This window comes from Sinorhizobium terangae, assembly GCF_009601505.1.
GTDB lineage: Bacteria > Pseudomonadota > Alphaproteobacteria > Rhizobiales > Rhizobiaceae > Sinorhizobium > Sinorhizobium terangae.
This window is the reverse complement of record NZ_WITC01000059.1, coordinates 69,934-81,918: the sequence shown is the minus strand read 5'-3', so window position 1 is coordinate 81,918 and position 11,985 is coordinate 69,934. Positions and strand designations below refer to the sequence as shown.

Genomic DNA, 11,985 nt, shown 5'->3' with positions numbered 1-11,985 from the left:
GGATTCCCTTTTTGTTGGGATTGTGATTCAAGATCATTGCTGGTGAGGAGGCCAGCAATGATGGCGCGACCTCTTTCTCTTGATTTACGCCAGCGCGTCGCCGCCGCTTTGGCCGGAGGCATGACGGTGCGGGCGGCCGCCTTGCGCTTTGGGATATCGGCGGCGACGGCGGTGCGGATCGGCCAGCTCGACCGGTCCGGCCGCGGTTTGGCGCCGGCCAAGATGGGGGGCCATGTCAAACCCATGCTGCGGGGCGCGGCGGCCGATGAGGTTCACCGCCGACTGGCGGCCAAAACCGATTGGACGGTGCGGGCGCTTGCCGCCGATCTGAAGGCGGCCGGGATCGATGTCTCGCATGACACCGTTTGGCGGTTTCTGCGCCGCGAAGGCAAGACATTTAAAAAAAACGCTGATCGCCAGCGAGCAGGACAGGCCGAAGGTGGCGCGCTTCCGAAGCCGCTGGAAGACCCATCAACATCGACTTGATCCGCGCCGCCTGGTGTTCGTTGACGAAACCTGGGTCAAAACCAACATGACGCGCAGCCGCGGCTGGTGTCAGCGCGGCCAGCCGCTGATCGCCAGAATACCGCATGGCCATTGGAAGACGCTGACCTTCCTCGCCGGGCTGCGTCACGACCGCATCGTCGCACCCTTCGTGCTCGACGGCCCGATCAACGGCATTGCCTTCACCGCCTGGGTCGAGCAATGCCTGGCGCCAACCCTCAACCCCGGGGATATCGTCATCCTCGACAATCTCGGCAGCCACAAGGGCAAGCCGGCGCGCAGCGCCATCCGCGACGCCGGCGCCCATCTGTTCTTCCTGCCGCCCTACAGCCCCGACCTCAATCCGATCGAGATGATGTTCGCCAAACTCAAGACCCTGCTGCGCAAGGCCGACGAGCGTAGCGTCGAGGCGACATGGCGGCGCGTCGGCGAAGCTCTCAAGGCGTTCAGCCCGCACGAATGCGCCGCCTATCTCAGGCATGCAGGATACGTTTCAACGTAGGTCTGACAGACTCTAGCCTGATGGGTCAGCCTAAGCACTTCTCGCGCCCAAGCGGCACCTGGGCGCGTCGAGGACCCCTGTGACTGACAGAAGAACGAGCGACTGCGAGACCGCCGCCGTACCCTACTCCGCCGCCTGCCGAGCCGTTGCGGCCTCGAACACGGCGTCGAAGGCGGCGTGGATCACCTCAGGGCCGGCGCCCTTTCGGGTGGCGTCGGCGGAGAGGAGTTGGCGGTAGCGCCGGGCGCCGGGCCAGCCCTGGAACAGGCCGACCATGTGCCGGGTGACGTGGACCAGCCTGCCGCCATTCGCGATATGGGCCGCGGCGTAATCCGCCATGGCGTCGCGGACGCCGGCCCAGAAATCGTGCGACAGGCGATGATCACGATCATTGAAGGCTTGCGGCTCTATCGGCTCGGGCGCGGCGCCCGTCAGCGGATGGGCGAAGTAGCGGTCGGCGGCGGTCAGCAGGCCGCTGTCATGATAGGCGGCACGGCCGAGCATGACGCCGTCGAGGGCCGGCCCGTTTCCGGCTTCGACCGCAGGCTTGACGGGTATGCCCGGCGGCAAAAGGCGACAATCCAGATGCGAAAGCGCCTGATCCAGAGTCTGAAGACCGCCGTTGAGGCCGATGAAAAGATTCGGATTCTCCGCCTTCAGCCGATGCACGAGGCCATAGTCGAGCGGCGGGATCTCGCGGTTTTCGCGGGGGCTCAGCCCTTGCAGCCAGGCCTTGCGCGCATGCACCCAGACGGCATCCGCGCCGGCATCCTTGACGCGCGCGACAAGGTCGCGCAGCGCCTGCTCTGGATCCTGGTCATCGACGCCGATGCGGCACTTGACGGTGACGGGGATTTTGACGGCCGCCTTCATCGCCGCGACGCATTCGGCAACGAGCGCAGGCTCCTGCATCAGGCAGGCGCCAAAAGTGCCCGACTGCACCCGATCTGACGGGCAGCCGACATTCATGTTGATCTCGTCGTAGCCGAAGCCTTCGCCGATCCGGGCGGCCTCCGCCAACTTCGCCGGATCATTGCCGCCAAGCTGCAAGGCGACCGGGTTCTCCGAGGTGTGGTAGCCAAGCAGTCTCTCACGATCGCCCCGCAGGATCGCGTCGGCGACGATCATCTCCGTGTAAAGCAGCGCGTGGCGCGAGAGCTGCCGCGCGAAAAAGCGGTAGTGCCGGTCGGTCCAGTCGATCATCGGCGCCACGGCGAATACCGGCGCCTTGAAGTATCGGGAATTTCCCGGATTTTCACCCATTGGCGGCAAACTTTCTCACGTCTCTCGGGTTCGCATAACGCCCTCCGGCGCCACGCCTCGCGGCCGGCGCCATATCGGAGCGGCAGTGCAGAACTACAGCGCCGCGCGCCTTTCAAGACAAGCAAAGATCGCTATAGCATTTTGAATTCCTGCATGATTTATCCTCAAATCGATTCCGATTTGAGGGATCCTGCAGCAGGCCGAGCCCTTATAGCGCGCGCGTGCGCATAATGCGAGAGCGCGCCGCCCCTAGTCGCTCCAGCAGCCCGCTCCGTGATCGGCAAACAGTCACCCCTCCAGCACATCAATGCTCTCGGTGCGGCGAACGCCTCCAACCACACAACGGCTGAAACCATCTCGGCATCGATCACGTATTCTCCAGCAAAAGCATTCACCGTGATGGAACCACCCGAATACTCCCGGAGTTGTTTTTCGGAACGAGGAAGTACGATGACTAAAGCACTTGCACAAAACATTTGCCCCGATCATCGCGACCGCGATCTCGAATGCCAACGCGCCATGGGTGACGATTTCCAGCTACTGATCGCCGTGGCCGAGAGCGAAGGCTGGACGTGGCAGGAGATCGCGCTGGCTTTACTGGAACTCACCGAGGACTATGCGACGGCAAGGCGCGTCGATGCCCAAATGCGGGAAGGAGCCTCGGTCGGACTGCCTATTTCAAAGACGTTGCATTGACCTGCCGCGGGCGAGCTCCTGCGTCCTGACTCGACGGCGCGGCGCCGCCCCTGAACAGCGCGAAGAGTTCTGCCGGCCTTTTAGGCTCGTTCGCGTGAAGTCTCACCGATCCGTCCTTCCCCACCACCACAACGGTGAATTCGCGAACCTCGTTGACGTCGAGGTCCTCGCGGATCTGGCGTGCATCGAGGTCACCGCCGGCTCCATACAGGGGTACGGCGCAGCCGTCCCTGACACGCAGGACGACGACATCGTGACGCGCAAGATCGCGGTGTTTTTCAAGCAGCAGCTTCTCCTGACGCGCGGCTTTCTCGTTTGTCAGATCTGAGAAGATGACGATGACGCGATTCTTCCATTCGAACTGGGCGAGGCTGCTGCCGGCGTATTGCGACAGCGAAGGCTCACCAAGAATTTCGGCCACCAGCGATTTTGTCCACATTGTTCCTTCCTAACACGACAGAAGACCGTCGCGCCCTCCCAACACGGCGCGCGATCGATCACGATGAACTCGTCAGGGATTTCACCTCCGGTTCGCCAACGTCCGGGGCAATCGTCCGTCCGCTCCCCTCAGAGCTCTTACGGGAGCGAAACCCACGTGCAGCCCGATTGGTTCCCCGGCGGGAGAAGCTCCGCAAAAGAGCGGACAAATCGTAATTCCTGCGCTACATTGAAGCGCTTGGCCTTCAGCGCCCGCGCGTCCGGCAGACGCGGCGCTGTAGCACTTTGAATTGCTGCATGTTTTATCCTTGAACCGGCTCGGATTTAAGGAAGCATGCGATGGACGTGCGTGTCCGAGGAGTACGGAACCCGGGCCCACCTGACGACGTTGTTGTTCATGATCTCAAGGAGGAGAAGCATGCATCAAGTGTTGTGGAGCCATCCCATCGAGCTTGGATTGACCGGTAACGACGTGCGTACGGTCAAGGGACCGTCCGACGCGCTGAGGTGCCTGGCGGGCCAGTGGCCCCACCGTGGACCCAACTACGTCGCCGCCCGCAGCGCCTGCCGCGCCGCAATCGACGGTCGCCGTACCGTTGAGGAAGCTCGCAAGCTCTTTATCTCCGCCGCCAAAGAGGCGCATCTAGAGACACATTGAGGCACCGGCGCGCGGCGTTACGCACGATATCGCGCGAATTGGCGAAGACGTTGTTCTTTGTTTCCGCGGTAACCGGAGCCTGGCCTGTCAGCCCATAGATTAGTTTCCGACCGAAGCGACCGCAGGCGTAAATGTACTACTTTTTCGTTCCCGCGCATCTCGAAATGACACAGAAATCTTCGCGAAACTGCCCGATTTCTGTCGCGAAGCCTTCATTTCTTGCCGCTATATTCTGAGGTGCCTCACAAAAACCAATTTCGGAGAGCTTTAGTCCACACCAAGGGGAAAAATAAGACGGGAGAGCCAGCATGAGCGAGAGCCATCTCTATCGCATAGTCGAAGTCAGCATGAAGCGCGAAAGCGGCCGCAAGGACATCGGCATCATGACAGTCCGACAGGCCCTTGAACTTCCCGAAGTACCCAGCCTCGAATACAGCCATCCGGAGCTCAACTCGCGCTCGGACGGCCGGTTTCTGACACGTGACCAGCTTAAAGCCTATGTGCGCTGCGCCTGATTGCAGCCGCCGTGTCGAACCATCGGCATAACTTTGCCTTTTGCGGCCGCCCTTCGGGCTGCTAACGTCCAGCTTCAGATTCGCCACAGCTCTGCGTGTCTTCGATACGCAAAGCCCGTGGCGTCTCGGCGGCTCGGCATCGTTATTCGCCGCCGGGTTGATCACGGTAGCTACAGCGCCGCGCGTCTTTTGAGACGCGCGAAGGTCGCTGTAGCACTTTGAGCCGCTGCATGATTTTATCCTCAAATCGATTCCGATTTGAGGAATCATGCAGGAGAAGGGACGATCTTGGAAACAGTCATACCGCCCTCGCCGCCCGTGCTGCTGCCGATTTCCGGCAGCCTCGTGGGATTTCCGGTCCGGCGCGTCTATTGCGTCGGCCGCAACTACGCCGCCCACGCGATCGAGATGGGACATGATCCCGACCGCGAACCGCCCTTCTTCTTCCAGAAGAACCCGGACAACCTGTTGCCGCCGGGCGAGAACTTCCCCTACCCGCCGCGCTCTTCCGATGTCCACCACGAGGTGGAACTGATCGTCGCCCTGCGCAGCGGCGGCGCCGACATTCCCGCCGACGAGGCGTTGAACCACGTCTATGGATACGCCGTCGGCATCGATTTCACGCGCCGTGACCTGCAGGCGGAAGCCAAGAAGGCCGGCAAGCCCTGGACGGCGGCCAAAGCCTTCGAGCACTCCGCACCGGTCTCGGAGATCGTGCCGGCCGAAGCGATCGGCCATCCGAGCAACGGCAATATCTGGCTGAAGGTCAACGGCGAAACGCGCCAGCAGGGCGATCTCGCCCAGATGATCTGGAAGGTGCCCGAGATCATCGCCGAGCTTTCAACGACCTTCACGCTCGCGCCGGGCGATGTCATCATGACCGGAACGCCCGCAGGCGTCGGCCCGATCCAGCGTGGCGACGTCGTCACCTGCGGCGCCGATGGTGTCGCCGCACTCTCCGTCACCGTGATCTAAGGAACACCGCATGCCGCTCTTCGCACTCGGATCGCTGCAGCCGCAAACGCCTGCGGAAGGCAGCTACTGGATAGCGCCGGACGCCAATATCATCGGCCAGGTGGAAATCGGCGAGGATGTCGGCATCTGGTTCGGCGCGACACTGCGTGGCGACAACGAGCTGATCCGCATCGGCGCGCGGACGAACATACAGGAAGCTGTCATCATCCATGTCGATCCGGGTTTTCCGACGACGATCGGAGAAGGTTGCACCATCGGCCACCGGGCGATCATCCACGGCTGCTCGATCGGCGACAATACTCTGATCGGCATGGGCGCGACGGTCCTGAATGGTGCGCAAATCGGCAGGAACTGCCTTGTGGGCGCCAATGCACTCATCACCGAAGGCAAGCAGTTTCCCGACAATTCGCTGATTGTCGGTGCGCCAGCCAAGGCGATCCGCACCCTCGATGACGCCGCAGTCGAGAGGCTGAAGCGTTCCGCCGAACACTATGTGAAGAACTGGCAGCGCTATGCCGCCCAACTCAAGCGGCTGGACTGACGCTCACGCCGTTGAAAATCACGCGGCGCAGCTCTTGCAGTGGCCGCGGATCTCGATCGTCGTCTTTTCGGTCTTGAAGCTCTGCGCGCGCACGAGCGCCGAAAGCCTGTCCTCGATCGCCTCGTCGTGGAACTCCGTCACCTGACCGCAGCCCTCGCAGATGGTGAAGGCGGTGACGCCGCGATCATGCTCGTGCTCATGTGGGCAGGTGCAGGCCACGAAGGCGTTCAGGCTTTCAAGCCGGTGGACCAGACCGTATTCGAGCAGCTTGTCGAGCGCCCGATAGACCTGCAGCGGCGCGCGAAAACCCTGGTCGCGCAGCTTGTCGAGAATGGTATAGGCGCTCATCGGGCCTTCCGAATGGGCCAGCGCTCCCATCACCAGCGACTGGTTTTTCGTCAGTTGCGGCGTGCCCATCAATGATGCCCTCCATGCGAAGAATGTGATGCGCTTTCGAGTCTCTTGCCGACCGGCACCAGACTCAGCACGAACAGCGCCAGCGCCGCAACCACAATAGACGGTCCCGACGGCGTGTCGAAGCGAAGCGAGCCAAAAAGGCCGCCGGCGACGGCGAGCGCGCCGATCAGCGAGGCGAGAACGGCCATGATTTCCGGCGAGCCGGCAAAGCGGCGGGCGGTCGCCGCCGGGATGATCAGAAGCGACGTGATCAACAGGATACCGACGATCTTCATGGCGATGGCGATCACCAGTGCCATCAGCAGCATGAAGAAGAGCCGTGCCCTCTCCGGCTGCAGGCCTTCGGCTTCCGCCAGTTCCGGATTGACGGTCGAGGCAAGCAGAGGCCGCCAGAGATAGACGAGCGCGAAGATCACCAGAATGCCGCCGCCCCAGATGATGTCGATGTCGGCCTCGGACACAGCGAGGATATCACCGAAGAGAAAGCCGACGAGATCGATCCGGACCCAGGTCATGAAGGCGACGATGACGAGGCCGATCGAGAGTGCCGAATGCGAGAGGATGCCGAGCAGCGCGTCCGTCGACAGCGCACCGCGTTTCTGCAGGAAGAGCAGCAGCAGTGAGACGACAGAGGCGACGATGAAGACGCTGACCATCAGGTTGAGTTCGAGGAGCAGCGACAGCGCGACGCCGAGCAGTGCCGAATGCGCCATGGTGTCGCCGAAATAGGCCATGCGCCGCCAGATGACGAAGCAGCCGAGCGGCCCGGCGACCATGGCGATGCCGATTCCGGCAACGAGCGCGCGGATGAAAAAATCGTCAAGCATCACGCTTCTCCGCCTTTTCGAAACCCTGGAGCCGCGTGTGATGACCGCAGCCGCAGTCCGGATCGTGGTCGTGCACGTCCTCGGTTTCCTCGTGGTGATGATGCCCATCGCCCGGGAAACAGCTTTCCGTGATGCTGCCGTCGGCATGCAACACGCGGCCGTCCGGCAAGTGCGTATGGTCGTGATGGTGGCTGTAGACCGCAAGTGTGCCCGCTGCCCGCCGACCGAACAGCTTCAGATATTCCGGGCTGCGGCTCACCGCCTGCGGCGTGCCGCGGCAGCAAACATGGCCGTTGAGGCAGACGACCGTATCAGTTTCCGCCATGACGATATGGAGATCATGCGAGATCAGCAGAATGCCGCAGTCGGTGCGATTGCGAATCTGTTTGATGAGTTCGTAAAGAGCGATTTCACCGGAGAAGTCGACGCCCTGGACCGGCTCGTCGAGAACGAGCAGATCGGGCTTGCGCGCGATCGCGCGGGCGAGCAGCGCCCGCTGGAACTCGCCACCCGAAAGATGCTGCACTTCGGCTTTCGCCATGTGGAGCATTCCGGTCGCGGCGAGCGCCTCCTCGATCTCACGGCCCTTCAAGGGACCCGTCAACGTCATCAGCCGATCGACCGTCAAGGGCAACGTCCAGTCGACGGCGAGCTTCTGGGGCACATAGCCGACCTTGAGCCCAGCGACGCGCTCCACATACCCCTCGTCCGGCTTCAGCACGCCGATCGCGGTCTTCGCCGTCGTCGATTTGCCCGAGCCGTTCGGCCCGATCAGGGTGACGATTTCGCCACGGCTGATCGAAAACTCGACGCCGCGCACGAGCCATCGCCCGTTCCGGCGGACCCCGGCGTTATTGAGGCTGACGAGCGGCCCCGTTTCTGGCGATCGGTAATTCAGCATCAAAAAGTTCCGGACTGATGGGGTTGCCATTGGCTATCGCACACGTTATAGCATAACGCAATTGATGTAATAACATTACATGGCGGCCATACGCAACGCCGATGCGCAAAGGCTGCCTAAGATTTTGAACCTGTAAAGCTCGGAGACCCCGATGAAATCGACGCCTGCCCTGCTCTTTGTATCCACAGTCCTTCTCTCCTCTCCAGCCTTTGCGGATGGACCCAATGTGGTGGCTTCCATCAAGCCCGTCCACTCGCTGGTAGCATCAATCATGGAGGGAGTCGGCGAACCGTCGCTGATCGTCGAGGGCGGCGCATCGCCGCACACCTACAACATGAAACCCTCGAATGCCGCGGCATTGCAGGAGGCCAAGGTGGTGTTCTGGGTTGGCCACGGGCTCGAAGCTTTCCTGGACAAGCCGCTCGAAGCGCTCGGCAGCGGCGCCAAGGTGGTGGAACTCAGCGAAGCGCCAGGCCTTGAAAAGCTGAAGTTCCGGGAGGGCGGTGCATTCGAGGCACACGCGCACGACGAAGAAGGTCATGAAGGCCACGGTCACGGTGCAGAAGAAGCCGCCCATGACGGCCACGAACATGAGGAGCACGCCGACGAACAGGAGCCGGCTAACGATCATGAGCATCACCATGACGAGGGCGAGTTCGACATGCATGTGTGGCTCGACCCGATCAACGCCAAGGCGATGGCTGCCGAGATCGAAAAGGCGCTCGCCGAAACCGATCCGAAAAACGCCGCCGCCTACGAGGCCAACCTCGAAAAGCTCAACCAGCGGCTGGATGCACTGGACAAAAACCTCGCCGAGACGGTGGCACCGGTCCGGGACAAGCCTTTCGTCGTCTTCCACGACGCCTACCAGTATTTCGAGCATCGCTACAAGGTGCGCGTCGCCGGCTCCATTACCGTCAGCCCTGAAGTCCTTCCCGGCGCCGAGCGGCTTTCCGAGATCCGCGCCAAGATCAAGGAACTGGGCGCGACCTGCGTTTTCGCCGAATCGCAGTTCGAGCCGAAGCTGATCAATGTCGTCATCGAGGGCACCCCCGCGAAATCCGGAACGCTCGACCCAGAGGCGGCAACGCTCGACGCAGGGCCGGACCTCTATTTCCAGCTGATGGAGAACATCGGCACTTCGCTGAAATCCTGCCTCGCTTCTGCGAGCTGACGTCTCCCTCCCATGGCGGCGAGGTAGGTTCTCGATGCTCGCCTTTCATCTCCTCTCGTCGCCCGAGAAGGTGGCGGCCGACAGGCCGCCGCCTCTTCAAACTGCTGGGGATCAGTGCGCGGCGGCAAGCCCGACGATCACGCCGGTCGCAAGGCTGATCAGGAGGAAATCGTTGTCGACGCGCACCCATTGCTGGCCGCGTGGCGGCGTGCGCAGCTTGTAGCGCCGGTAGTCACGGACATAGGCAATATGGCGACGCTCTGCCGGGCTCAAGCGATGGCCACGCGCCCAGCGATGCTTCTTGACGATCACGCGCTTTTCTACGGTCTTGTCGACATGCTTATATACGTGGCGGTCGACAGACTTGGACCGGTACCGGTCATGCGCCTGCGCAACCTCCAAAGATCCGGAAGGCTGGGCGAAAGCCATGGGGCTTGCCAGGAGGGAACTGGCGACCAGGGCAATGATGAGACGTTTCATGAGGGGCTTCCTTTCGTTGTCTGCCCCTCGAAACTACGGTTCACTTGCTGAACCGAAGATGAAACATTGGATTACAAATATGCAATGATAACCGTCCTTTATGATCGTTTCCTTATAAAGTGAATTCACTTACATAAGCGCCTGATAACGAAAATGATCGAAATCGGCCGGCAATGCGTTGCCCGAGGTGTCGAAGGCGAACATGCCGGCGAAGGCGCCGGTGAACGAGCCATGCTCGCCACGTCCGCCCTCGTCGGAAACGACGCCCGCGTCAAGCACAGGGCCGATTGCCTGCCATGTGTCCCGCTCCGTCGCCCGCCAATAGAACTGGAGGTCGTTGTCACGCACCTCCATCGCCAGATGGATGGGTCCCTCCGGCACCGCGACGCCGCTGCCTGCCGGAAACTCCAGACGGCCATGCGGAAAATCGCCGGGGCACGAGAGAATGGTGACGACCCGTCCGAGCTTTTCGTGCCAGGTCACGCCCAAAGCGTGGAACTTGTGCCGATTGTAGTAATGCGTCAGGCCGGCCACCTGCTGGTAAGTCTCTGGCGCAAATTCGACAACGGTCTCAGCCCGGAAGGAATGGTGCTCCTGCCGCCGCGCCACCAGTGCTTGTTCGAACCAGCTGCCGATGCTTTCCCGGCCGAAGAGCCGGAGGTGCCCTTCCCGCCACGTCAGTGAAAAGATGCGATCGGCCACAGGCGTGCGCAGCCACTGGAACTCGAAAGGAAGCGCGCCCTCGTCGAAATCGGTCTCGACCACGTCTGGCTGCGCGACGACGCTAGTGTCTGCCGGCGCCGGGACGGTGACGTCAGGGACCGCGCCGCCGTTTTCGAGGTACAGCCAGCCATCCTCGCGCCAGACGCATTTCTGCAGCGCCGTCTCGCGGCCGAGGGTGCAGCGCCGCTTCGGCGGCAGCGGGCGTCCGCAGAGATGGGTATGGTAGGCCTGCCCGTCCGGCGTCTCGACATATTGCCCGTGCCCCGCCCGCTGCAGCGCGGCTTCGGGATGATTCTTCGAGGTAATGAGGTGGGTGTTCGGGTGCATCTCGTAGGGGCCGTCGATGGTGCGCGAACGCGCCATCGTCACCGCATGATCATAGCCGGTGCCACCTTCCGCGACCGTCAGATAGTACCAGCCGTTGCGCTTGAAGAGATGCGGGCCCTCGACCAGACCGAGTGAGCTGCCGGCGAAAATGTTCTTGACCGGTCCGACGAGCCGGCGAGTACGCTCGTCCCACTCCTGCAGGAGAATCCCGTCGAAAGCCGGACTCTTCGGCGCCCCGCCGAAGCTCTCGGTGCGGTGGTTCCACTGCATGTTGAGGAACCACTTGCGGCCGTCGTCGTCATGGAAGAGCGAGGGGTCAAAGCCGGACGAATTGACGTACACTGGATCGGACCAGGTCGCCTCCACCGCTTCCGCCGTGACGATGTAGTTGTGCGCGTCCTTGAAATTGCCGTCGAAGCGCTTGACGTCGGTATAGACCAGCCAGAACAGTCCGTCCGAATAGGACAGGCACGGCGCCCAGATGCCGCAGCTATCCGGGTTGCCGCGCATGTCGAGCTGGCTGGCTCGCTCCAGCGGCCGGCGCACGAGTCGCCAGTTCACGAGATCGCGTGAATGGTGGATCTGCACGCCCGGATACCATTCGAAAGTCGACGTGGCGATGTAATAATCGTCGCCGACCCGGCAGATCGACGGATCCGGGTTGAAGCCCGGAAGGATCGGGTTGCGGATAGTCGCGACCATGGCTTGCCTCTTCCCTTGGATCACGATGATTTTGGGTCGAATCGACCCAAAATCATAAACGTGATCGATTCTAATAAGTTAGAGCGGGATGCGGGCGGAAAACCGCGCACACTTTTCCTCATCCCTCTCTAGATTCTTGGCGAGCGCATCCAGCCTGAAACTCCGAAGCGTTTCAAGACCCCGTCACGCCGTTACCGGTGCGGGAGGAGCAGGTCAAAATGGTCTTACTCCCGAATCGGCTTAAGCATGAAGCAGACCGATGACCATTCCGTGGAGCGCAACTTGTGGAGAAAACAGCGATCGCGGCGCGCCCTGCCTAAGTCTTGGGCATTTCCTCCCGCC

14 protein-coding genes are annotated in these 11,985 nt (G+C 61.9%); 7 read left to right on the top strand and 7 right to left on the bottom strand.

The features are described from left to right. The first annotated feature begins 60 nt into the window (after positions 1-60). Positions 61-1,006, top strand: a protein-coding gene (locus GHK62_RS16250; protein WP_167528167.1) for an IS630 family transposase whose coding sequence is annotated in 2 segments (ribosomal slippage) — positions 61-399 and positions 401-1,006 — 945 coding nt in all. Because the reading frame shifts where the segments join, the coding sequence is not laid out codon by codon here. A 123-nt stretch (positions 1,007-1,129) separates the two neighbouring features. On the opposite strand, the gene dusA is transcribed toward GHK62_RS16250, so the two are convergent. Continuing rightward, the gene (dusA, locus tag GHK62_RS16245) at positions 1,130-2,269 is read right to left on the bottom strand and encodes a tRNA dihydrouridine(20/20a) synthase DusA (protein ID WP_153440196.1); all 1,140 of its coding nucleotides are present in this window, start codon (positions 2,267-2,269) and stop codon (positions 1,130-1,132) included. Between the two features lie 273 nt (positions 2,270-2,542). Here dusA and GHK62_RS34320 point away from each other — a divergent pair, with 273 nt between their 5' ends. Then, the gene (locus GHK62_RS34320) at positions 2,543-2,965 is read left to right on the top strand and encodes a hypothetical protein (RefSeq protein WP_234886916.1); all 423 of its coding nucleotides are present in this window, start codon (positions 2,543-2,545) and stop codon (positions 2,963-2,965) included. On the opposite strand, the gene GHK62_RS16235 is transcribed toward GHK62_RS34320, so the two are convergent. Continuing rightward, positions 2,943-3,404 carry a DUF4174 domain-containing protein gene (locus GHK62_RS16235; RefSeq protein ID WP_153440195.1) on the bottom strand — a complete coding sequence of 154 codons (462 nt, stop codon included), beginning with the start codon at positions 3,402-3,404 and terminating at the stop codon, positions 2,943-2,945. The genes GHK62_RS34320 and GHK62_RS16235 overlap by 23 nt on opposite strands. Positions 3,405-3,821: 417 nt before the next feature. Between GHK62_RS16235 and GHK62_RS16230 the strand changes: the two genes are divergently transcribed. The 4 genes from GHK62_RS16230 to GHK62_RS16215 all read left to right on the top strand — a co-directional run bounded on the left by GHK62_RS16230 (position 3,822) and on the right by GHK62_RS16215 (position 6,092). Continuing rightward, complete coding sequence (locus GHK62_RS16230; RefSeq protein ID WP_153440194.1) at positions 3,822-4,061, top strand: DUF982 domain-containing protein; 240 nt, start codon at positions 3,822-3,824, stop codon at positions 4,059-4,061. A 308-nt stretch (positions 4,062-4,369) separates the two neighbouring features. Continuing rightward, entirely contained in the window at positions 4,370-4,576 is a 207-nt protein-coding gene (locus GHK62_RS16225) for a hypothetical protein (RefSeq protein WP_136510096.1), read from the top strand. A gap of 285 nt (positions 4,577-4,861) precedes the next feature. Further along, positions 4,862-5,551, top strand: coding sequence for a fumarylacetoacetate hydrolase family protein (locus GHK62_RS16220; protein WP_380785535.1), 690 nt, complete (start codon positions 4,862-4,864; stop codon positions 5,549-5,551). A gap of 10 nt (positions 5,552-5,561) precedes the next feature. Continuing rightward, positions 5,562-6,092, top strand: coding sequence for a gamma carbonic anhydrase family protein (locus GHK62_RS16215; protein ID WP_153440192.1), 531 nt, complete (start codon positions 5,562-5,564; stop codon positions 6,090-6,092). An 18-nt stretch (positions 6,093-6,110) separates the two neighbouring features. On the opposite strand, the gene GHK62_RS16210 is transcribed toward GHK62_RS16215, so the two are convergent. The 3 genes from GHK62_RS16210 to GHK62_RS16200 are packed head-to-tail and all read right to left on the bottom strand — an operon-like array spanning position 6,111 to position 8,237. Next, positions 6,111-6,509: a Fur family transcriptional regulator gene (locus tag GHK62_RS16210; protein ID WP_153440191.1), complete on the bottom strand. Its 399-nt coding sequence runs from the start codon at positions 6,507-6,509 to the stop codon at positions 6,111-6,113. Further along, on the bottom strand, positions 6,509-7,336 hold the full coding sequence (gene znuB, locus GHK62_RS16205; RefSeq protein ID WP_153440190.1) for a zinc ABC transporter permease subunit ZnuB: 828 nt from the start codon (positions 7,334-7,336) through the stop codon (positions 6,509-6,511). Before znuB ends, GHK62_RS16210 begins: the two co-directional genes overlap by 1 nt. Then, the gene (locus GHK62_RS16200; RefSeq protein WP_153440189.1) at positions 7,329-8,237 is read right to left on the bottom strand and encodes an ATP-binding cassette domain-containing protein; all 909 of its coding nucleotides are present in this window, start codon (positions 8,235-8,237) and stop codon (positions 7,329-7,331) included. The genes znuB and GHK62_RS16200 overlap by 8 nt, the downstream gene beginning before the upstream one ends. A 151-nt stretch (positions 8,238-8,388) precedes the next feature. Here GHK62_RS16200 and znuA point away from each other — a divergent pair, with 151 nt between their 5' ends. Continuing rightward, entirely contained in the window at positions 8,389-9,411 is a 1,023-nt protein-coding gene (znuA, locus tag GHK62_RS16195) for a zinc ABC transporter substrate-binding protein ZnuA (RefSeq protein WP_153440188.1), read from the top strand. 111 nt (positions 9,412-9,522) lie between these two features. Here the strand turns inward: znuA and GHK62_RS16190 are convergent, their stop codons facing one another. Next, the gene (locus GHK62_RS16190; protein WP_153440187.1) at positions 9,523-9,891 is read right to left on the bottom strand and encodes an RcnB family protein; all 369 of its coding nucleotides are present in this window, start codon (positions 9,889-9,891) and stop codon (positions 9,523-9,525) included. A gap of 129 nt (positions 9,892-10,020) precedes the next feature. Beyond that, positions 10,021-11,643, bottom strand: a complete 1,623-nt coding sequence (locus GHK62_RS16185; RefSeq protein WP_153440186.1) for a glycoside hydrolase family 43 protein — start codon at positions 11,641-11,643, stop codon at positions 10,021-10,023. Positions 11,644-11,985 lie beyond the last annotated feature (342 nt).

What these genes read in the sequence shown, in the direction of transcription:
- GHK62_RS16185 (WP_153440186.1), bottom strand. Translation starts at nt 11,643, where the DNA reads ATGGTCGCGACTATCCGCAACCCGATCCTTCCGGGCTTCAACCCGGAT.
- dusA (WP_153440196.1), bottom strand. Translation starts at nt 2,269, where the DNA reads ATGGGTGAAAATCCGGGAAATTCCCGATACTTCAAGGCGCCGGTATTC.
- GHK62_RS16190 (WP_153440187.1), bottom strand. Translation starts at nt 9,891, where the DNA reads ATGAAACGTCTCATCATTGCCCTGGTCGCCAGTTCCCTCCTGGCAAGC.
- GHK62_RS16210 (WP_153440191.1), bottom strand. Translation starts at nt 6,509, where the DNA reads ATGGGCACGCCGCAACTGACGAAAAACCAGTCGCTGGTGATGGGAGCG.
- GHK62_RS16200 (WP_153440189.1), bottom strand. Translation starts at nt 8,237, where the DNA reads ATGCTGAATTACCGATCGCCAGAAACGGGGCCGCTCGTCAGCCTCAAT.
- GHK62_RS16215 (WP_153440192.1), top strand. Translation starts at nt 5,562, where the DNA reads ATGCCGCTCTTCGCACTCGGATCGCTGCAGCCGCAAACGCCTGCGGAA.
- znuA (WP_153440188.1), top strand. Translation starts at nt 8,389, where the DNA reads ATGAAATCGACGCCTGCCCTGCTCTTTGTATCCACAGTCCTTCTCTCC.
- GHK62_RS16225 (WP_136510096.1), top strand. Translation starts at nt 4,370, where the DNA reads ATGAGCGAGAGCCATCTCTATCGCATAGTCGAAGTCAGCATGAAGCGC.
- znuB (WP_153440190.1), bottom strand. Translation starts at nt 7,336, where the DNA reads ATGCTTGACGATTTTTTCATCCGCGCGCTCGTTGCCGGAATCGGCATC.
- GHK62_RS16230 (WP_153440194.1), top strand. Translation starts at nt 3,822, where the DNA reads ATGCATCAAGTGTTGTGGAGCCATCCCATCGAGCTTGGATTGACCGGT.
- GHK62_RS16235 (WP_153440195.1), bottom strand. Translation starts at nt 3,404, where the DNA reads ATGTGGACAAAATCGCTGGTGGCCGAAATTCTTGGTGAGCCTTCGCTG.